Genomic DNA, 18723 nt, shown 5'->3' on the forward strand with positions numbered 1-18723 from the left:
AAGCGTTCCCTTCGTCATCATAGCTATGGGCCGGGGGCTTGGAACCAGATTTTAGAATCGCACCGGGCAACCGCCCTGATCATCGGTTAGTTTCTAAGATGCCAGAAGCGTTAATTGTTGGGTTGTCGGCCCTGCCGCCATCGAGCAAGATGGACGGGTGCTGACTCCGGTGCTGTATTTATTCGTCAGCTCATGAACGTCATCAGCCTATTTTTCATCTTTTTAATTCTCTCCTCCCTTCAACCTGCCATTCAGCGGCGGCTCGTCCAGTCACGTCGGATCAACGCCATTCGCAATCTAGAGCAGCAGCGCGGCAGCCGGGTGATTTTGTTGATTCATCGCCAGGAGTCGATCAGCCTGCTGGGCATTCCCATCTCGCGGTTTATCAATATCGAAGACTCAGAGCAGATTTTGCGGGCCATTCGCCTCACCCCCGCCAACGTGCCCATTGACTTGATTTTGCACACTCCTGGGGGGCTGGTGCTGGCCACCGAGCAAATTGCCCGAGCGTTGCTGCGCCATGGGGCTAAGGTAACGGTGTTTATTCCCCACTACGCCATGAGTGGCGGCACGATGCTGGCAATGGCCGCCGACGAAATTGTGATGGATGAAAATGCGGTGCTGGGGCCGGTGGATCCTCAGTTGGGCAACGTAGCAGCCGCCAGCATTCTCACGGTGCTAGAGGCAAAACCACCCGAGAAAATGGATGATCAGACTCTCATAACGGCCGATCTAGCCCGCAAGGCAATTAGCCAGGTACAGCGATTTGTGCGAGCTCTGCTGGAAGACTCAAACCCTCGACAGAAAGTTGACCCGGCCAACATTGACAAAATTATCGATCGCCTTACCACCGGCCAAGTCACCCACGACTACCCGATCGCAGTGGAAGAGGCAACCGACATGGGGCTGCCCGTGACCGTAGGCTTGCCCCTAGAGATCTACAGCCTGATGGATCTCTATCCTCAGCCGATGATGGGCCGCCCGACAGTGCAGTACATTCCGCTGCCGTACCAGAGTCCGCCGCCGCTGCCGACCGGGCAAGGGCGAGCTCAGTAGGGAGTAGTTGAGTGGGTGCCAGACTTAGCTACTGAGATAATCGACAATGGCTTTGGCGATCTGATGGTTGCCGTCTTTGCTGATGGATTTGGTAGTGCGGGGTGGGTCGAGGGGCTGGGTTAAAAATGCCCAGTTGCCGTCGAAAAATTCGGCGGGGGTGAGGACTCGGTGCCAGCTGTAGTCTTGCAGACCGTTGACGAGCACGGGGCCTTCCGCAAAGTCTTCCCGAGTGATAGTAATAATGGGCAGATCGAGGCGGCAGGCTTCGGAGAAGGTGCTGAACCCTGGCTTGGAGACTATGCGGCTGCACAGGGGCATGACATCCACTGGGCGGTAGCCTTGCCTAGGCACTTTAAACAGATTAGGCAGGGCGGGGGCGTCTTGCTCAAAGGTGAGAAACTGCCAGTCGGGGAACTGGGTGAGGCGCTCGTAGGGAATGGCCTGGAGGCTTAACCCGCCGAAGGTCAGTAGAACCGTGCGTTCTTTGGGATGAGACAGGTTCCACTGTGCTCTCAATGCTTCAGCTTCATAGCGCGGGGTTCCTCCAGTTAGCCCGACGTCTTCTATGAGGGGGAAGGCAGCCATCGGCTCGTGGAAGGGCAGGCGAAAGAGGCGATCGCACTCACCAAAACATTCCCCAATCCAGCGGGCGATCGGCTCAAACTCTGGGCCAAAGCCGCGGTAGATGAAATCCCAGCCAAAGTTGCTGACCATCCAGCAGGGGATGTCAGCGGCGTGGGCGATCGCCGTAGCCAGCGGTGGAATATCAGCCAGCACCAGATTCACCTCGCGCTGCTTGAGGTAGGTGGCTTCTGCGGCCACGGTTTCTTGTTGATGAGCCTGAATGTCTTCAAGCTTAGCCAGTGTGGCTGGCAAATCCATGGTGAGACTATCGGGCTGAATCACGCCGATATCAAAGGCTACCGGACGATACTCATAGTCCATCGGCAGGTATTCGTTGAGCAGCCATTGGGGAGCGGTAGTGGCCAGTACCAAATCCACCTCGGGCTGTAGCGCTTTGACCGCAGCGGCAACCGAGGCGGCACGGGTGGCATGACCAAAGCCGTGGTTGGTGATCGCCACGTAGAGCACAGGGCGGGGCATAGACAATTTCTCTCCAACTAAAAAGGCTCGTCCCTAGGGACGAGCCTCAATCATCTCAACAGCTTAGACCCTAGAGCTGGGGCACAAACTGCTGTTTGTCAGGCACTACCGTGTACTCAGAGACGATCTGGCGCAGCTCGTCGCCGTCGATGGTTTCGCGCTCGACCAGCAGATCGACTAGGCGATCGATCAGAGCGCGGTGGTCTTGCATAATGCGCTTAGCGTTGGTGTAGCAGTGGTCAACGATAGTGCGCACCTGACCGTCAATGCGAGACGACACTTCCTCAGAATATTCTGAGCGAGAGAGCCAGTCGCGACCGAGGAACACCTCACCCTGAGAGCTTTCGAGGGATAGCGGCCCCAGATCGGACATGCCAAATCGAGTGACCATTTGCCGAGCCATATTGCTCACCTGCTGGAGGTCGTTGCCGGCTCCGGTGGTGACTTCGGCATCGCCAAAGATTACATCTTCAGCGGCGCGACCGCCCAGTGCCCCGGTAATCCGAGCCAAAATCTGAGCGCGCGAGATCAGCATCTGCTCTTCACTGGGGGTAAACCAGGTGAGACCTTGAGCCTGACCGCGAGGAATCAGGGTAACTTTTTGCACGGGGTCGTGGTCTTTGACCAGGGTGCCGACGATCGCATGGCCAATCTCGTGGTAGGCAATCAGCCGCTTGCTCTTGCTGTCGACTAGGGGGGTGCCCTCCATACCAGCGATGACGCGGTCGACGGCATCATCGACCTCGGCCATAGTCATGCCATCTTTGCGACGGCGAGCGGTGAGAATGGCGGCCTCATTGAGCAGGTTGGCCAGGTCAGCCCCGGTAAAGCCGGGGGTGCGGCGGGCGATCGTCTCTAGAGAAATGTCTTCGGCCAGCTTCTTATTGCGGGCGTGGACTTCGAGGATTTCGATTCGGCCTTTGATGTCGGGCGGATCGACCATCACCTGACGGTCAAAGCGACCGGGGCGCAGCAGCGCTGAGTCGAGCACGTCTGCCCGGTTAGTGGCAGCAATGATGATGATGCCGGTATTGCCCTCGAAACCATCCATCTCGGTGAGCAGCTGGTTGAGGGTTTGCTCACGCTCATCGTTGCCGCCGCCGATGCCTGCGCCCCGCTGCCGACCGACAGCGTCAATCTCATCGATAAAGATGATGCAGGGAGCGTTTTCTTTAGCCTTCTTAAACAGGTCGCGCACGCGGGAAGCACCGACGCCGACGAACATCTCGACAAATTCAGAACCGGAGATGCTGAAGAAGGGTACGCCGGCTTCACCTGCGATCGCCTTGGCCAGCAAGGTTTTACCGGTACCGGGAGGGCCTACCAGTAGCACGCCCTTAGGAATGCGCGCGCCAATGGCGGTAAAGCGCTCGGGCTTCTTCAAAAAGGTAACGACTTCTTCCAGCTCTTCCTTGGCTTCGTCAATACCGGCCACATCATCAAACATGACGCCAGTCTTGGCTTCCATCATGAAGCGGGCCTTCGACTTACCAAAGCTCATCGCCTGGCCCGGGCCACCCATGGCCCCGTTGGAGCGGCGGAATAAAAAGAACAAACCGCCAATCAGCAGCAGCGGAAACAGCAGGTTGCCCAGGGCACCCACCAAAGCGCCATCATTGCGCGGGGGGTGAGAGTCGAGGCTGATGTTGGCGGTGCGCAGACGGCTCACCAGGTCGGGGGAATTGCCCGGCAGGTCAACCCGCCAGCGCATGACGCGGTTGTCTAGGTCGGGGTCAACGGCTTCGATAATGGCCGTTCTGCCGCCGTCATAGAGATCTACTGCTGTCACCCGCCCGGCATCGAGATAGTCGAGAAAGCGACCATAGGTGAGGCGGGTGTTGGCCGCGTTGCGACCCATATCAGCCGGGGCTGACGAAAATGCTCCTTGCCACAAGAAAAACCCTATTACCAGCAGGGGCAGGGTCCACAGTAAGGCTACTCGCCACGAAAATTTCATACCTATGGCCTCTATTGACTAACGTGCACAGTGTTAACGAATGTTCAGTTAACGGATGGTGACCGAGTTTGGCCCTACGTCTATCATGCCTGGAAACAGGGTGTTGCCGGGGGCGGAACCTCGAGTCGGAAAAAGAAATATGAGATAAATCTTTACTTAATGTAACGTAAGCCACGGGACTCGGGCAAATCCCCGATCAAATTGATTGTCCCGGGAGTAACTAACCTTGAGGTGCGTAGCGTTAGCCAGGCTTCTCCTCTATTGTTACTTTAACTGTTATCGGGTTGAGAAATGTTTAGCGGCCGAGGAGCCCAGCGATGAAACCCCGCCATCCCGAGACGTTGGGGGTGAAAGCTACCCTGCTGCTGGTCAGCACCCTGACGGTCATGGCCGGAGCCACGATCGCCCCCTCCCTGCCCGCTATGCGATCGCACTTTGCCGATGTGCCCAACGCTGACTACTGGGTGAGGCTGGTCCTGACGGTGCCAGCCCTGTTTATCGCTCTGGGCGCCCCGATCGCAGGCACGATTATCGATCGCTTTGGCCGCAAGCGCTGGCTGTCGCTGTCGGTGTTTGCCTACGGTTTGGCGGGCAGTTCGGGGTTTTTTCTAAACGATATCGGGTGGATTTTGGTCGGGCGGCTGGTGCTGGGCCTGAGCGTGGCGGGCATTATGACCACCGCTACCACCCTGGTTGCCGATTATTACCTGGGAGCCGCTCGCGCCCAGTTTTTGGGGGTGCAAGCCGCGTTTATGGCGCTGGGCGGCGTGCTGTTTCTCACCCTGGGTGGCTACCTGGCCGATATTAGCTGGCGGTTTCCGTTCTTGATCTATGCAACAGCCTGGCTGATGCTGCCGCTGGTGCTGCTGGTGCTGCCCGAACCGGTGCGGGTCAGCCGCGCTGAAGCGGAGGCCCTGGCTGCGGCCAACCCTGAACCCGTCCCCTGGGTGTTGCTGATCACGACCTTTGCGATCGCCCTGCTGACCCAAATCGTGTTTTACATGATTCCGGTGCAGCTGCCGTTCTATCTGCAGCAGCTGAGTGGTGCCAATGGGTCGCAGAGCGGGCTCGCGATCGCCCTGGCCACCCTAGCCGCTGCCAGCAGCTCGCTCAGCTACCAAAAACTCAAGGCGCGGTTCACGTTTACCGCACTCTATGCTCTGGCCTTTGGGCTGATGGGGACGGGCTACCTGGTGATCAGCCAGGCATCGAGCTATGGGGGAGTGCTGGTGGGGCTGGCGATCGCGGGCCTGGGCCTCGGCCTCTTTACCCCCAATATGACCGTTTGCCTCACGTCGTCGACCCCAGCGGCCCTGCGAGGACGAATTTTGGGCGGTCTCACCACCAGCTTTTTCTTTGGTCAGTTTATATCGCCGCTGGTGAGCCAGCCCCTCAGCCAGCAGCTGGGTTTAGCAGCTACTTACGGTCTGGCTGGGGGTCTCATGCTGCTGCTGGGAGCCATTACCTTGGGTGTAATGGCCCATTGGCGAAGGCTAGGTCAGCGCGATCGCCCCCTGTAGACGAGGCACATCAAAGCCGCGCTGGCGCAGAATTAGCCAAGACTCCATCAGGTCAGGGCCTTGGAGGGCACCCATGAGAGCCGCCCGCATCGATTTCATCACCAGCCCTTTCTTCACGCCCTGGGCCTTGGTAACCTCATCCACTAAAGCCTTGAGTTCGTCAATCGTGGCTGGAGATTTCTCGGTGAGCCCGGTCAGAATGCCCTCCAGTACAGGGGATACGCCGTCGAGCTGCACCTGGGCTTTGGCGTCATCAGCGAACTCCACGGTTTCGGTAAAGAAAAAGCGGCTTTGCTCCACAACGTCTGTCAGTCGGGTGAGGCTAGGACCGAGGAGCGTCACTAAGGGCAACAGCCAGCCGCGATCGGCCTCCGCATCAATGGCATAAGCGTCTTGCAGGTAGGGCAGCGTCAGCTCTAGTAGGGGAGTGGGCTCCATCGCGTGAAGGTACTGGCTGTTGAGCCAGTCGAGCTTATCCCAGTCGAATTTGGCTCCGGCTTTGTTGACGCGATCGAAGCTGAACTGTTTGGCGGCTTCGGCCAGGGTGAACTGTTCGGTGGCGTCGGGGGCTGACCAACCCAGCAGGGTCATGTAGTTGACCAGGGCCGGAGCCACAAAGCCCATCTTTTGGAAGTCAGAAATGGAGGTGACGCCGTCGCGCTTGGAGAGCTTCTGCCCGGTCTGGTTGAGAATCAGCGGTGCGTGGGCAAAGGCGGGCACGGCAGCTTCGAGGGCTTCGTAGAGCAGAATTTGCTTGGCGGTGTTGGCGATGTGGTCTTCGCCGCGAATGACGTGGGTGATGGCCATATCGATGTCGTCAACCACTACGGCCAGGTTGTAGAGGGGCTGGCCAATGTTAGTGGCAGAGGAGGCGCGGGCGACAACCATGTCGCCGCCCAGGTCGCTGGCCTGCCAGGTGACGGGGCCGCGCACCATGTCGTTCCAGGTGATGGTGCGGCTGTCGTCAATTTTGAAGCGAATCACGGCTGGGCGGCCCTCGGCCTCAAAGGCTGCTTGTTGGTCGGGGGTGAGATCACGATGGCGGTTGTCGTAGCGGGGAGCATGGCCCCTGGCTTTTTGGGTTTCGCGCATGGCGTCTAGCTCGTCGGGAGTGTCGTAGGCGCGGTAGGCGAGGCCCTTGTCGAGCAGGGTTTGAATGGCTTGGCGATAGAGGTCGAGCCGCTGGGACTGAAAGAAGGGGCCTTCGTCCCATTCCATGCCTAGCCACTTGAGGCCGGCGAGAATGTTGTCGGTGAATTCTGATTTGGATCGCTCTTCGTCGGTGTCTTCGATGCGGAGAATGAACTGGCCGCCTTCGTGGCGGGCAAATAGCCAGTTGAACACAGCGGTGCGGGCGGTACCAATGTGCAGAGTTCCCGTGGGGCTAGGGGCAAGGCGAACGCGGACGGTCATGGGGTTTCCTGCACTTTCGACAAAGGTTTCTGAACAGTCTCTTATTTTAGGGGGTGGGGTGATCGCATTGAGGATGGGATCCTAAATTTCGGTTGCCCACCACCATCTGTAGGAGCGGCGCACAACTTTGCGGAAAAGCCAGATCTACCGCCGGGGCCATTTCGCTGGCCCCAGACCCCCGTCGACAAGGACGTTCCGTCGTCCTTGACCTCACGGAAAGGACGAGCTGATCATCGGTTTAAACCCCTGTTCTGCAAATGGGTCTGGAAGCGAATTAATCCTGATCCACTCATCCACTCATCCACTCATCCACTCATCCACCCATCCACCCATCCACCCATCCACTCACTCCCCTCCCCCCGTCTGCTGCACCCAAAGCTCCACTCCTTCAGCCAGGGTTTCTGCCAATTTCGCCTGCTTCTGCGGATCCGTCACCCACTCGAATTCATTGGGGTTGATCATGAAGCCCAGCTCTAGCAGTACGGAGGGGGCGACGTGGGGGCGGGTGAGGGCGAGGTTGTTCCAGAAGACGCCGTAGGAGGGGCGATCGAGTTCAGTTACCAAGTAGTCGTGGAGGAACTGGGCCAGGCTATGGGCCTGGGTGTGGAACCAGAAGGCACCGATGCCGGCGGTGTTTTGGGCGTCGCCGCTGTCGGGTAGGGCGTTGTAGTGAATGCTAAGGGCTAGGGTGGGTTCGACTTGGGCAATCTGGGCGGGGCGATCGTTGACGCCAACGGTGCTGTCAGCGGTGCGGGTCATGATCACCTGGGCTCCTCGGGCTTCTAGAGCGGCTTGTAGGAGGAGCGATACTTCCAGGTTGACGTCTTTTTCGGGGGTGCCGTTGGGGCCGCGTGAGCCGGGTTCGTCGCCGCCGTGGCCGGGGTCTACCAGAATGGTGGTGCCCGCTAGGGGGCGAGAAGCTTGAAGACTGGGGGGCTGCTTGAGGGATAGCACGAGGGTAGTGCCTTCGTAGCGCAGTTTGTAGCCCCACTGCTGGTCGGTTTTGAAATTGATCCGGTACTCTACCTGGTCGGGCAGCACGGGATTCCAGTCTAGGCGTTCCACTAGCCCGTCGTCGGTGACGTAGATGGTGTCGGTTTGGGGCACGGTGTTGTGCAGGGTGAGGGTGAAGGTGTCGGTCCCTTGCTCAACGCTGACGGGGACGGGGACTTGCAGGGGAAAGTAGATTTCTGTCCAGCCCGGCACCTGGCGGGAGGTGACGCCGCGAATCAGCGATCGCACCACTGACCCTCCCGCTACAGGCTGAGTCTCAGCGGCACGAATCCAGCCGCCGTAGTCGAGGCGCAGCCACTCGCCCTCGCGGCTCGTGATTTGGGCACGGGTGCCCTGAGGTAGGGGAGTGAGGCGGGAATAGTCGGTGCTGGGGCCGGTGCGGGCTACGCCAGCGGCAGCGGTGACTTCGACGACCTCGATCGCACTAGGATCCAAAATACTCACAGAACCGGGGGCGGCATCCGTCACTACGGACGTCCCCTGGGCGAGGCGGTAGACGGGCTGTCCCAGATCGCCCGGTTCTTCGGCCATGAAGCAGCTTTCGTAGCGGCTGGGGCCAGTGGTGGCAATGGGGCTGGCCTGGTCGGTGAGGACGGCTGAGTTGGGAGGCAAATCGGCGCGATCGCCCTGGGGCAGCAGGGTGTAGGTCTGCCCTGCCAGGACTGCTGTCACCGTGGCATTGGCAGGAGCCACGGCCCCCAGACACACCCAGTCCCCCGGCTGGCGAGCAATATCTGCCCCCGGCAGGAGCGAGCCTTCGGCAAAGCCCAGGGTTTCTGGCAGCACTGGCCCGCTGGCCACCCGGGTAACCGTAATTGATAAGGTTTGGTCACCCTGGGTCAGGGTAAAGGTGTTGGCCCCGAGACTGAGAGGTCGGGAGGGGGCAAAGTGCCCTGAGGCGCTGCGTCCCTCAATGGGTTCGCCATTCAGCAGCACGGGCTGGTCGGTGGCTCCGGTGCCGATGAAAAAGATCTGCTCTGCCGTGGTCTGGTGGCCATCGGGGGGATAGACCACTTGCAGGGCGGTCTGAGCCTGCGCCAGGGTGGCAATGCCTACTGTGCTGAAACCGGCTAGCGCGGCTGCGCCCCAAACCCACTGCGCCATAGGTGTTTATCCGATGCGATCGCTACCCCGCCAGTCTACGTCCTAGGGCATGCTCGCGATCGCGTGATTTTAAAGCGACTCACCCAGACCCTGGTTCCAGTCTTGGCCCAGCTGAATGGTGATATCGGAGTTGAGCGCGCCGGTGCTTTCGACCCGCACCTCGCCAATTCCCAAAAAGCGGTGCACCATTTCGGCAGTTGCACCATCGCCCCGCTGGGCCACGATGCGGCTAATGGGCAGGGGAGCGTTTAGGGTCTGGTCGATAAAGATGTTGGAGTAACCGCTTTCACGCAACGCTCGGGTCAGGGCTTGCACCGCTACTGGGTCGTTGGTGCTGTCTTGAATAGCAACCCGCACTCGGCTAGGGTCGCTAGTGGTGGCTACCCGCTGAGTACCGAAACCGAAGTATTGGTCAACCATACCGTCGATGTCGTTGTAGCTAGGGATCCAATAGCTCGCTGCAAATTCTTGGGGGCTACTAAAGTTGCCTGGCAGCATCAGCATTTGCACGTTAGAGCGGTTGATCTGTGCCCCGTAGCCCACCAGGGCCAACAGCTCTTCTACTGACAGGTTGGTGTCGACGTTTTCCTGAATCACCGACAAAATTTTGGGCAACCGGGCAATGGTCGCCGGATTGAGTGCCTGCTCAGCTAGGGCTCGCATAAACATTTGCTGGCGCTGAATGCGGCCAATATCGCCCTGGGAGTCGTAGCGAAAGCGCAGGAACTGGAGCGCCTGATTGCCGTTGAGTTTTTGTTCGCCCGCCTTGAGATTGATGTATAGGTGCTGGCTATCGTCCTGGTACTTCATGTCGGCGGGTACGTTGACCGTGACCCCGCCCAGGGCGTCGATCAGTTTTTCGACCCCCTGCACGTTGATGCGCACGTAGCGATCGACGGCCACGCCACCCAGTAAATCGCTGACTGACTCGGCGGCTAGAGCGGGGCCGCCATCACGGTTGGCCTCGTTGAGCTTGGTTAGCCGGCCGCGCACGTAGGTGCGGGTGTCGCGGGGAAGGGAAAGCACTACCATTTGCTCGGTCTGGGGATTAAACCGCAGCAGCAGCATCGAGTCTGAGAGGCCGTCAAAGGAGTTGACTAGGGCGTGGTAGCCCACATCTTCCAGTTCGGGGGGCACGCTTTCGACGTCTGTCGTCAGCACCTTGACGCCTAGCACCAGAATATTCACTGGACGAGTCAGGCGGGGCAGCCGCAGATTACCGCTCGATGCGATCGCGGCATCCTGGCTAAATACTCCCGATTCTTCGGCGCTTAGATCTTGCTGCATGAGCGGTGCCGCCGACAGCGAAACCGCTAGCATCGCCCCGGCCACTCCAGAAATGCCCGCCACCGAGGCCAGGGCAATGCCCACGCCGAGCATACGCGGCATGCGTCGTCGCTGTTGAGTTGGCATTTTTTGTGGATGCCCCTGGGGTGAACGAGCGTTGAGATGTTGGGGATGACGTTGGGACACCAGGGACCTCGGGGCAATAAAAATGAGCGGGGTTAGGAGACTACAGCCCCGTAGGGGGATGACTCTGCCAAATTTTTAGCTGCATGTTAACAGCAATTTAGTCAGCCGACCCACGTAATATGGCACGGACCCAACAAATTAGGTTAATTTTTCGTTCGGCTATGGAACAGCCCTGGGGACGAGGTCTAGGGCTTTCTCCTAATCCAGAATTTGTGCTAGCAGGGAGGCTGAGTTGACACCCGTAATCCTAGGGCAGCCGCTTGCTCCACTGGCTAAACCCTGGCAGGTTTACCGATTTGCCCTGCAATAGACGCACCATTAGGACGAGGTTGGTCAAGGTATAGCCGGTCGTCACTAGGGTGTTGGTAATCAGTAGCCGCAGCGACAGCCCTGGTGCCAGATGGCTGCCGGCGCTGAGCACCCCGTAGGTGATGACCCAGGTGAAGGCTAAGGTAACCACCAGCCGACTGACCGCCAGCTCTTGGCGGCTGCCCTGCTTTTGCCACAGGCTATAAAGAGCAGGCACGACCCCGAAAATAGGCACCAGGTAGAGGCTCAACTTTAAGCGCTCGAGGGTCTCCCCTGAGGCGGGACTGACTTTTTTCATAGGTACTGAGCCCTGGACAGAAGGGAGAAGTTGTTGCAGGGTCTGTCCAGATTATGCCCCACGTGATCAGCACACGCGTACCTGCCCGATGAGAAAGCGCGACTCAGCATGGCCTAGCGCGATCGCTGGGCTTTTCCTAACCACTATTCTCCTAAATCGCTTGACCAATAAATGTCCGGTGCCGCGGGCTATTAAACGTTACAGTAGGCCGCTCAAACCCCGCTGCCTCGAAAGCCGCCGCCATGTCGAGGCTGAAGTACTCGTCTAAATAGGGCTCAGTGCTTTTGAGTAGGGTGAAGACAAAGGGCGGCAGTTTTTGAATGGCCTCAGAACGGGGGTTCATATCCATAATCGCCAGGTGTCCGCCGGGGCGCAGCAACCGCCGCGCCTCCTGCAGAATGGCCTTTGCTGCCGATTGCGGTAGCTCGTGAAAGACTAGGCAGATCGAAACCAGGTCATAGGAGGCAGCGAGTAGTCCGGTTGCTTCGCCGGCCGCATGGTGCCAGGCGATCGGAGTTGCAGTCGAGGAAATCTCCCCCGCTGCCTGCCGTTCTTGCTGCCGATACTGGGCCACGGCGAGAAAGTAAGGTGATAAATCTACTCCAGTTAGGTGCGCCTGGGGAAAGGTGGTCTGAAACGCTTCGGTGCTCATGCCCACCCCGCAGCCAATATCCACAATGGCCTCTGGGGCCTGGGGCAGTTGGGCAATGAGGACATCATGGTAGCTCTGGCGGAGGCGATCGTCGCCAGCAGCCCCGGCCTCGGGCCAGATCTTGGCGTGCACCGCTTGGGCCGCCACTTCAACCTCCATGGCGGGTCGCCAGCCCAAATTGCCCTCGTCGTAGGCGTGAAAGCTGGTGGTGTAATAGTCGGGATAGATGAGGTAAGGATTTTGCACCGCTTCTAAATCGGTCTGCCAGAGGGGCGACAGCTCCTCGTTCTCAGCCGTGGATAGCCCAACTTCTGTACGACGGCTCTGCAAGGCCTGAACTCGTTCCCGCCAGGGTACGCCGATAGTTTCGGCCCGCGTCACCATCATGTGGCGGGCACGGCCCTTGGCAAAATTCCACAGGGGCTTAATGGCGAGCACCTGATTCACCACGCTGGAAAGCAGGTTGGGAGCAGAGGTAGCAGTCATAGCGGCCGCAGTGTTAGAACAGCCCCTATTTTAAGAGGTGAGGGGTAGCTGAATCCACAGGATGTAGCACAGCTAGAAGCCAGCTTTCAGCAGAGCATCCCAGATTTGGTGGGCCATCTCCAACTTGGTGCAGGGAGGAATCGGAAGCTTGTCGCCCGCTTGAGTGAGCAGGACGGCCTGGTTGCGATCGCCCCCAAACCCACTTCCTGCCACATCAATAGGGTTCGCCACGATCGCATCTAAACCCTTACGCTGTAGCTTATCCAACGCTGGGGGAATGATGTCGCCGGTCTGGGCCGCAAAGCCAATCAGCCGCTGGTGGGGCGATCGCTTTTGAGACAAATCGGCCACAATGTCGGGCACCTGGGCCAGGGGTAGGGATTGGGGCAGATCTGCTTTGGCCAACTTAGTGGCGGCCTGGGTCGCTGGTTTCACATCCGCTACCGCCGCCGCCATCACAATCCAGTCGGCCTGGGGTAGGTTGGTCAGCATCGCCCGGTGCATCTCTTCAGCCGTGGTAATGCTCACGGTTTGGATGCCGCCCAGGCGGGCTTTGAGGGATTCCTCCATCGGTCCGTGAACGAGGGTGACGGTCGCGCCACGGTGAAGAGCAGCCTGGGCCAAGGCCATCCCCATTTTGCCGCTAGCGGGGTTGCCGATAAAGCGCACGGGATCTAAAAACTCGCGGGTGCTGCCGGTGCTGATCAGCAGGTGCTTCCCTACTAGGTCGCGCCGCCCGCCGCTGTGCAGCAGCGAGTGAATGTGGGTGAGGATGTCCTCCGGCTCGGCCATGCGCCCGGTGCCGATGCGATCGCAGGCCAGCACCCCACTACCTGGATCAATGCTGTGGTAGCGCGGATCCTGAAGTAGCTGGTGCCAGTTGCGCTGCACGGCCTGCTGCTGCCACATGTCGGTATTCATCGCTGGGGCTAGCAGCACCGGGCAGGTCGAGGCCAGCACGGTATTGGTCAGCAAATTATCGGCTAGGCCATGGGCCAGCTTGCCTAGCGTGTTAGCGCTCAGGGGGGCAATCACCAGCAGCTCAGCCCATTCGCCCAGCTCAATGTGCAGCGGCCGTCCCTGGGTTGCCTGCCAAAAATTCTCGTCTGTATAGGCAGGGTGTCTGGCCAGGGTCGCCACCGTCAGGGGCGGAATGAAGGCCTGCCCTTGCTGGGTCAGCACAACACGCACTGCTAGACCTGCCTTGGCCAGCGACGAAATCACCGAGCAGATCTTATAGGCTGCAATACCGCCGCTAATGCCTATCAGCACTCGACGGGGAGCGTCCACGGCTGTAGAACTACTTGCCATCCCAAACCCGACGCCGGTCATCTCAATTTTAAGAACGACACTTCTGCCGGGGCAAACAACCGTTTGCCCCGGCAGAAGCGGGGGTATCTAGGCAGGATTTAGCCGCCAACGGTCTACGACTCATCGTAGGCTTCGAGGTCGAGCAAATAGACGTAGGATTCAACTAACTCGGGTCGCTGAAAGGCGATCGCCCGAAGCAGGTGCCAGTCTTGCAGTCCCTCAAAGGCATTCTCGTAGGCATCGGTCTCTAGGCGAGTAGCCAGCTCAGCCACCGTGTCCGGTGTCATATCTGAGACGGTTTGCGGTGAAACGTGTAGGCTCAGCATAGTCTTTTCCCCCTTGGTGACGTTTGCCTCAGAGCCGCACGGGTGCAGCCAGGGTCAATTCACTCTCCCTTTAGGATAAAGGTTTGGTCAGGGATTCCCGCTGGCCTGCCGCAAATCTTCGCAAAACCCGGCAATTAGCCCCATTACCTGAGGTGGAATTTCATGCCCCATGGCCATTTCCTGCCAGGTCACGGGTTGGCCAATGGCGGTGAGGGCGTCGTTGGCCTGCTGGGCCTTGCCGATCGGCACCACTGCATCGAAGGTGCCGTGCACCATCATTACTGAGCGGGGGCTCACCGGAGCCTGTGCAGGGCTGTGCAGGTAGCCGCTGAGAATGATCTGCCCGGCCAGAGGCAGCTGCGACCCCACGTCTAGCGCCATCGCCCCCCCTTGGGAAAACCCAGCCAAAATGGTGCGCTCTAGGGGAATTTTGGTGGTTTGAGGCAGCATTGACATCCAGAGCTTGAGCCGCTCTCGACTGATCTGGAGGTCGGTGTGGGTCTCAAAATCGTAGGGACGGCGAAAATCATAGCTGTTGGGGAAGTTGTACCACATGCGGCCCCCTGGGGCCTGGGGATGGGGCCAGGGCGCATCGGGAAAGACCATTGAGAAGTTGGCTATTTCTAAATAGGGGGCTAAGCCGATTAGGTCGGCGGCGTTGGCCCCCCAGCCGTGGAGAGCCACTAGGCACCAATCAGCGGTGCCATCGGTGGGGCCATAGGTCAGGGCTTGAAGCGGTTGTTCGGTGGGCAGCATGGATTTCCTTAAAGCTAGCGATCGCGTTGACGAGCCTCTAGCCGAGCCCGTTTGGCGGGGGTAAGAGCAGCATAGCAGTGAGGGCAGCTGATGCCTGCTTCGTAGTGAGGTGAGGCTTTTTCAGCCGCGCCCACCGGGTGGCCACAGCCCAGGCAGAGATCGTATTCGCTAGGTTGCAGGCGGTGGTCAACGGCCACCCGTTCGTCAAACACAAAGCAATCGCCCTGCCACAGGCTGTCAGCCGTCGGTACTGATTTGAGGTAGTTGAGAATGCCGCCCTGGAGGTGATAAACCTGCTCAAAGCCCTGCTCTAGCAGGTAGGCAGTGGCTTTTTCGCAGCGAATGCCGCCCGTGCAGAACATTGCCACTTTTTTGTGCTGAGCGGGGTCGAGGTGGTTGTCTACGTAACTCGGCAGTTCTCTAAAAGCGTGGGTTTGAGGGTTCACCGCGCCCTTAAAGGTGCCCAGCTCGACCTCAAAGTTGTTGCGAGCATCGATCAGCACCACGTCAGGGTCGGTAATGAGCTGGTTCCAAGCCTGTGGCTCAATGTATGTTCCCACCTCTTGCTTGGCGGGGTTCACATCAGGGTGTCCGAGAGTGACAATTTCCCGCTTCAGCTTCACCTTCATCCGCTCGAAGGGGGGCGCAGCGGTGATGGATTCTTGGTGGGAGAAGGGGCCAATTTCGGGGTGGTTGTGCAGCCAGGTCAACAGGGTGTCAATGTTCTGGCGATCGCCCGCTACAGTAGCGTTCAGCCCTTCTGAAGCCAGCAAAATTGTGCCCCGCAGCCCCCAGCTCTGACACAGTTCTAAAAGCTCCCGGCGCAGCGCCGCTGGTTCACTTAGGGTGACAAATTTGTAGAAGGTGGCGATCGCCCAATCCATGGTCTGACAGAGCTACAAAGTTTCAATTATAAGCGGTGGGCCTGGTATACCTCGACGGCGGCTCTATGCAGCAGCGAGTGGCGAAAGATCAGATCCTCCATCGATTGGCCGTAGCCACCGCCAATGACACAGGCGACGGGATAGCCCGCTTGCACACAGCTGTCGAGCACGAAGCGATCGCGCTGATAAATCCCGGTGTTGGTCAGCGCCAGCTTGCCCAGCAGGTCGTCTTTGTGCGGGTCGGCCCCGGCATCGTAAAACACAAGGTCAGGCTTCACCTGGGCCAGCAAATCTGGAACGTACCGCGCCAGGCAGTTTAGGTAGGCATCATCTTCCATGCCCAAGGCCAAGGGCACATCCAAATCGCTGCTCTGTTTGCGGGCCGGAAAGTTCTCCTGGCAGTGCATGGAAAAGGTGAAAACGCTGGAGTCGTCGCGGAAGATCCAAGCGGTGCCGTCACCCTGGTGCACGTCTAAGTCGAGGATCAGCACGCGATTGACGCGGCCCTGCGCTTGCAGCACTCGAGTGGCGATCGCCAGATCATTGAAAATGCAAAACCCCGATCCGTAGTCGGGAAAGGCGTGGTGGGTGCCCCCCGCCGTATTGCAGGCCAGCCCATGCTCCAAGGCCAGCTTAGCGGTGAGAATAGTGCCCCCTACTGCCGTGCAGGTGCGCTTAACCAAGGCGGCGCTCCAGGGCAACCCAATGCGCCGTTGGGCTTTGGCATCCAGCGTTCCCTGGCGGTAAGCGTTGACGTAGGCGGTCTGGTGCACAAGCTCCAGCCAAGTCTGGAGAGGTTCGCCGGGCTGGTAAATCTGGCCTGGGGTGATCACACCATCGTGCAGCAGGCGATCGCGCAGTAGCCGAAATTTGGGCATCGGAAAGCGATGCCCGTCGGGCAGGGGGGCGACGTAGTCGGAGTGATAGATAACCGGAAGCTGACTCAAAGCCCCAAGGTAAACAATGCTTACATCAGTGACGACAGCGATCGCCGCTGCCGCATATCCAGAGCGTGAGCCACGCTACCCTCAGCCCAGTCAAGGGGCAGGTCTGCTTCAGGGGGCACCACGGCCGGAGTGGCGGCTGGCCCAGGCGCAGTGCTAGAAGCCGAGACCGGGGGCGATTCCCCTCGAGGGAGGTCGCGCCAACGCCCTGGCTGAGGCACCGCCCTGAACTGCGGCACAGTGCCAGCCCTAGGCCGCGCTGGTACTGGTGCTGGGTGCGGCTCAACCATGGGGGTTTCCACTAGTCTGACCCCGGGAGCTACGACTCCATCGCGCTGAGGCGAGTAGGGAGCCAAACGCCTAGGATGGGATGGTTGCATCGGCGCAGGCGCTTTAGCGACTGGGCGCGGACGGGTTTTTTTGCGCTTAGTGGCCCGAGATGAGACCTTGATCTGCTGGGTGAGCACAAAGGAGCCAAAGGCACATAGACCCACCAGGCTCAGCAGACCCCAAAGGGCAACCCCAGAACGGGGCGAAGCTTCCTGCTCAGGCACAATCTCTGGGGCAGAGGCGGCATCGTCGGCTGGAAGTGGCAAAACCGTTAGAGGCGTTTCAGGAACGGCATCTTCTATGGGTTCGTTGAACATGAGGCCGTGGTAGGCGATCGCAGACACGCATACCAGGGTTAACCAAAGCCCTCCCAGCAAAAACAAGGGGCGGTAGGTTAGCAACCTGGCCCAAAACAGCCCCGACGTGACGGCAGGGTCGCGGTCTTCAGAAAAAGGTTGGGGAGGACGGGGCGAGGGCTGTCCAGAAAAATGCTGTGCCATAGGTTACCTGGTGGCCATCGGTGCACAAACCTCAGCGTTGCTGTACACCCTTAAGGCCAATTGTAGGTGCTCTTGCCAGTGGGCGCTAGGGTTTGGGCGGGCTTGGCGTCATGTTAACCCCCCAAGCCGCCCAAACCAGGCAGTTTTCTAGCGCAGCACCATGGCGGGCACGTAGTCTTGGGGGTCCTGGGCAACCCAACCTGCGGTGGAATTAAGCCGCACTTCAAAGAATAGGAACGCGTCGTCTCCCTCTGAGGTGGCGATCGCTCCCAGGCGATCGCCCTGGCGCACCGTTTGCCCAGCTCGCACATTCAGCGCTGCCAGGTTGGCGTAGCGGGTTTGCAGCCCCTGGGCGTGGTTGACGACCACCAGATTGCCATAGGTGGCGTCGGTGCCGGCAAAGGCTACAGTGCCTGCCCCTACCGCCAGCGCTGGAGTGCTGGCTGAGCTAGCCAGGGCGACCCCAGTGTTAAATACCAGCTTGCCCTGGGCTGGATCGGGCTGCCAGCCGTAGTTGACAATTACCTGCGCTCGCTGGGGTAGGGGATATCCTTGAAGCGGTGTGGACGGGGCCGCTGTGGCCGCTGTGGCCGCTGTGGTCGTCACGCCTGGGAACCAGTTCACCCCAGGCAGAAAAATGGTGGCCGGTACAGTGCTCACGCAGCCATTGACCTCAAACAGCACATCGGGCCGACTGTTGTAGGTCTGGGCGACTTGCTGCCAGGTTCTACCTGGGGGGACGCTGACCCGAATGCCGTTGAAGGGCGGAATGATCAGCTCTTGCCCCGGGCTGACGGCACCCCCTTGAACGGCAGGGTTGAGCCCCATGATAGTGGCCGGTAACAGACTATAGCGCTGGGCAATGGCGGCCAGCGTTTCGCCCTGGGCCACGCGGTGACGAGTCAAGCGCGACAGGGCGGGTTGAGAGCAAGCGGCTGGGCCAGTCTGGGCGCTCGCGCCTGGCGTGGCCAGCCCCCCCAACGGTAGGGTGACGGCCAGACCAAGCAGCCAAACTAAGCCTTTGTGTCCCAATCGCTGGGTAGAACTAGTAGCGCCCAACCGACGGGTGGCCCAATGCTGAAGCGAATCGTAAAACATCGTGGAAACTTAGCGACCTAGCCGATTTTGATTGTGGCTCCCCTAGCGAACCCAACAATCTCTCAGGAGTACAGCTCTATAATAGGCAGGACAACCCCAATTGCTCAGGGGGCATACCTGGGTTTTCTAGCCCCAGACGGCCCCGTCCGGAAATTATTTGCTCCGCAAAATATTCGGTAGAGTAGAGC

At 59.4% G+C, this 18723-nt stretch carries 16 protein-coding genes; 2 read left to right on the forward strand and 14 right to left on the reverse strand.

Annotated features, from left to right (window positions below; all coding sequences use genetic code 11):
* The first annotated feature begins 192 nt into the window (after nucleotides 1-192).
* A complete protein-coding gene (locus H6F59_RS13625) occupies nucleotides 193-1056 on the forward strand; it encodes an SDH family Clp fold serine proteinase (RefSeq protein WP_190700625.1) in 864 nt (287 codons plus the stop codon).
* 24 nt (nucleotides 1057-1080) lie between these two features.
* Here H6F59_RS13625 and H6F59_RS13630 read toward each other — a convergent pair whose 3' ends face one another.
* Both H6F59_RS13630 and ftsH2 read right to left on the reverse strand, forming a co-directional pair.
* Complete coding sequence (locus H6F59_RS13630; RefSeq protein ID WP_190700628.1) at nucleotides 1081-2160, reverse strand: glycosyl transferase; 1080 nt, start codon at nucleotides 2158-2160, stop codon at nucleotides 1081-1083.
* 70 nt (nucleotides 2161-2230) lie between these two features.
* Nucleotides 2231-4117: an ATP-dependent zinc metalloprotease FtsH2 gene (gene ftsH2 / locus H6F59_RS13635; protein ID WP_190700642.1), complete on the reverse strand. Its 1887-nt coding sequence runs from the start codon at nucleotides 4115-4117 to the stop codon at nucleotides 2231-2233.
* Between the two features lie 317 nt (nucleotides 4118-4434).
* Between ftsH2 and H6F59_RS13640 the strand changes: the two genes are divergently transcribed.
* Nucleotides 4435-5637, forward strand: a complete 1203-nt coding sequence (locus H6F59_RS13640) for an MFS transporter (protein ID WP_190700646.1) — start codon at nucleotides 4435-4437, stop codon at nucleotides 5635-5637.
* Here the strand turns inward: H6F59_RS13640 and gltX are convergent.
* The 12 genes from gltX to H6F59_RS13700 form a co-directional block, all read right to left on the reverse strand.
* Nucleotides 5611-7050 (reverse strand): glutamate--tRNA ligase, encoded by a 1440-nt coding sequence (gltX, locus tag H6F59_RS13645; RefSeq protein ID WP_190700649.1) that lies wholly within the window; start codon nucleotides 7048-7050, stop codon nucleotides 5611-5613. The two genes, H6F59_RS13640 and gltX, sit on opposite strands and share 27 nt — an antisense overlap.
* 345 nt (nucleotides 7051-7395) lie before the next feature.
* Nucleotides 7396-9168, reverse strand: a complete 1773-nt coding sequence (locus tag H6F59_RS13650) for an N-acetylmuramoyl-L-alanine amidase (protein ID WP_190700652.1) — start codon at nucleotides 9166-9168, stop codon at nucleotides 7396-7398.
* 69 nt (nucleotides 9169-9237) lie between these two features.
* Nucleotides 9238-10581: an LCP family protein gene (locus tag H6F59_RS13655; protein WP_190516825.1), complete on the reverse strand. Its 1344-nt coding sequence runs from the start codon at nucleotides 10579-10581 to the stop codon at nucleotides 9238-9240.
* Between the two features lie 307 nt (nucleotides 10582-10888).
* Nucleotides 10889-11248 (reverse strand): hypothetical protein, encoded by a 360-nt coding sequence (locus tag H6F59_RS13660; protein WP_190516827.1) that lies wholly within the window; start codon nucleotides 11246-11248, stop codon nucleotides 10889-10891.
* Between the two features lie 151 nt (nucleotides 11249-11399).
* Nucleotides 11400-12386, reverse strand: coding sequence for a class I SAM-dependent methyltransferase (locus tag H6F59_RS13665; RefSeq protein ID WP_190700656.1), 987 nt, complete (start codon nucleotides 12384-12386; stop codon nucleotides 11400-11402).
* Between the two features lie 72 nt (nucleotides 12387-12458).
* Nucleotides 12459-13676, reverse strand: coding sequence for a bifunctional phosphopantothenoylcysteine decarboxylase/phosphopantothenate--cysteine ligase CoaBC (gene coaBC, locus H6F59_RS13670; protein ID WP_313887208.1), 1218 nt, complete (start codon nucleotides 13674-13676; stop codon nucleotides 12459-12461).
* A gap of 134 nt (nucleotides 13677-13810) precedes the next feature.
* Nucleotides 13811-14023: a DUF2555 domain-containing protein gene (locus tag H6F59_RS13675; protein WP_073610190.1), complete on the reverse strand. Its 213-nt coding sequence runs from the start codon at nucleotides 14021-14023 to the stop codon at nucleotides 13811-13813.
* An 87-nt stretch (nucleotides 14024-14110) separates the two neighbouring features.
* Nucleotides 14111-14779 (reverse strand): alpha/beta hydrolase, encoded by a 669-nt coding sequence (locus tag H6F59_RS13680; protein ID WP_190700662.1) that lies wholly within the window; start codon nucleotides 14777-14779, stop codon nucleotides 14111-14113.
* A 14-nt stretch (nucleotides 14780-14793) separates the two neighbouring features.
* Nucleotides 14794-15663, reverse strand: coding sequence for a rhodanese-related sulfurtransferase (locus H6F59_RS13685; protein WP_190700665.1), 870 nt, complete (start codon nucleotides 15661-15663; stop codon nucleotides 14794-14796).
* A 26-nt stretch (nucleotides 15664-15689) separates the two neighbouring features.
* Nucleotides 15690-16541 (reverse strand): histone deacetylase, encoded by an 852-nt coding sequence (locus H6F59_RS13690; protein ID WP_190700856.1) that lies wholly within the window; start codon nucleotides 16539-16541, stop codon nucleotides 15690-15692.
* A gap of 89 nt (nucleotides 16542-16630) precedes the next feature.
* Nucleotides 16631-17437 (reverse strand): hypothetical protein, encoded by an 807-nt coding sequence (locus H6F59_RS13695; RefSeq protein WP_190700668.1) that lies wholly within the window; start codon nucleotides 17435-17437, stop codon nucleotides 16631-16633.
* 147 nt (nucleotides 17438-17584) lie between these two features.
* A complete protein-coding gene (locus H6F59_RS13700; RefSeq protein ID WP_190700671.1) occupies nucleotides 17585-18535 on the reverse strand; it encodes a M23 family metallopeptidase in 951 nt (316 codons plus the stop codon).
* Nucleotides 18536-18723 lie beyond the last annotated feature (188 nt).

Source organism: Nodosilinea sp. FACHB-141 (genome assembly GCF_014696135.1).
Classification (GTDB): domain Bacteria; phylum Cyanobacteriota; class Cyanobacteriia; order Phormidesmidales; family Phormidesmidaceae; genus Nodosilinea.

Coding starts and splice junctions, on each gene's coding strand:
- H6F59_RS13625 (WP_190700625.1), top strand. CDS start 193: ATGAACGTCATCAGCCTATTTTTCATCTTTTTAATTCTCTCCTCCCTT.
- H6F59_RS13630 (WP_190700628.1), bottom strand. CDS start 2,160: ATGCCCCGCCCTGTGCTCTACGTGGCGATCACCAACCACGGCTTTGGT.
- ftsH2 (WP_190700642.1), bottom strand. CDS start 4,117: ATGAAATTTTCGTGGCGAGTAGCCTTACTGTGGACCCTGCCCCTGCTG.
- H6F59_RS13640 (WP_190700646.1), top strand. CDS start 4,435: ATGAAACCCCGCCATCCCGAGACGTTGGGGGTGAAAGCTACCCTGCTG.
- gltX (WP_190700649.1), bottom strand. CDS start 7,050: ATGACCGTCCGCGTTCGCCTTGCCCCTAGCCCCACGGGAACTCTGCAC.
- H6F59_RS13650 (WP_190700652.1), bottom strand. CDS start 9,168: ATGGCGCAGTGGGTTTGGGGCGCAGCCGCGCTAGCCGGTTTCAGCACA.
- H6F59_RS13655 (WP_190516825.1), bottom strand. CDS start 10,581: ATGCCAACTCAACAGCGACGACGCATGCCGCGTATGCTCGGCGTGGGC.
- H6F59_RS13660 (WP_190516827.1), bottom strand. CDS start 11,248: ATGAAAAAAGTCAGTCCCGCCTCAGGGGAGACCCTCGAGCGCTTAAAG.
- H6F59_RS13665 (WP_190700656.1), bottom strand. CDS start 12,386: ATGACTGCTACCTCTGCTCCCAACCTGCTTTCCAGCGTGGTGAATCAG.
- H6F59_RS13675 (WP_073610190.1), bottom strand. CDS start 14,023: ATGCTGAGCCTACACGTTTCACCGCAAACCGTCTCAGATATGACACCG.
- H6F59_RS13680 (WP_190700662.1), bottom strand. CDS start 14,779: ATGCTGCCCACCGAACAACCGCTTCAAGCCCTGACCTATGGCCCCACC.
- H6F59_RS13685 (WP_190700665.1), bottom strand. CDS start 15,663: ATGGATTGGGCGATCGCCACCTTCTACAAATTTGTCACCCTAAGTGAA.
- H6F59_RS13690 (WP_190700856.1), bottom strand. CDS start 16,541: ATGCCCAAATTTCGGCTACTGCGCGATCGCCTGCTGCACGATGGTGTG.
- H6F59_RS13695 (WP_190700668.1), bottom strand. CDS start 17,437: ATGGCACAGCATTTTTCTGGACAGCCCTCGCCCCGTCCTCCCCAACCT.
- H6F59_RS13700 (WP_190700671.1), bottom strand. CDS start 18,535: ATGTTTTACGATTCGCTTCAGCATTGGGCCACCCGTCGGTTGGGCGCT.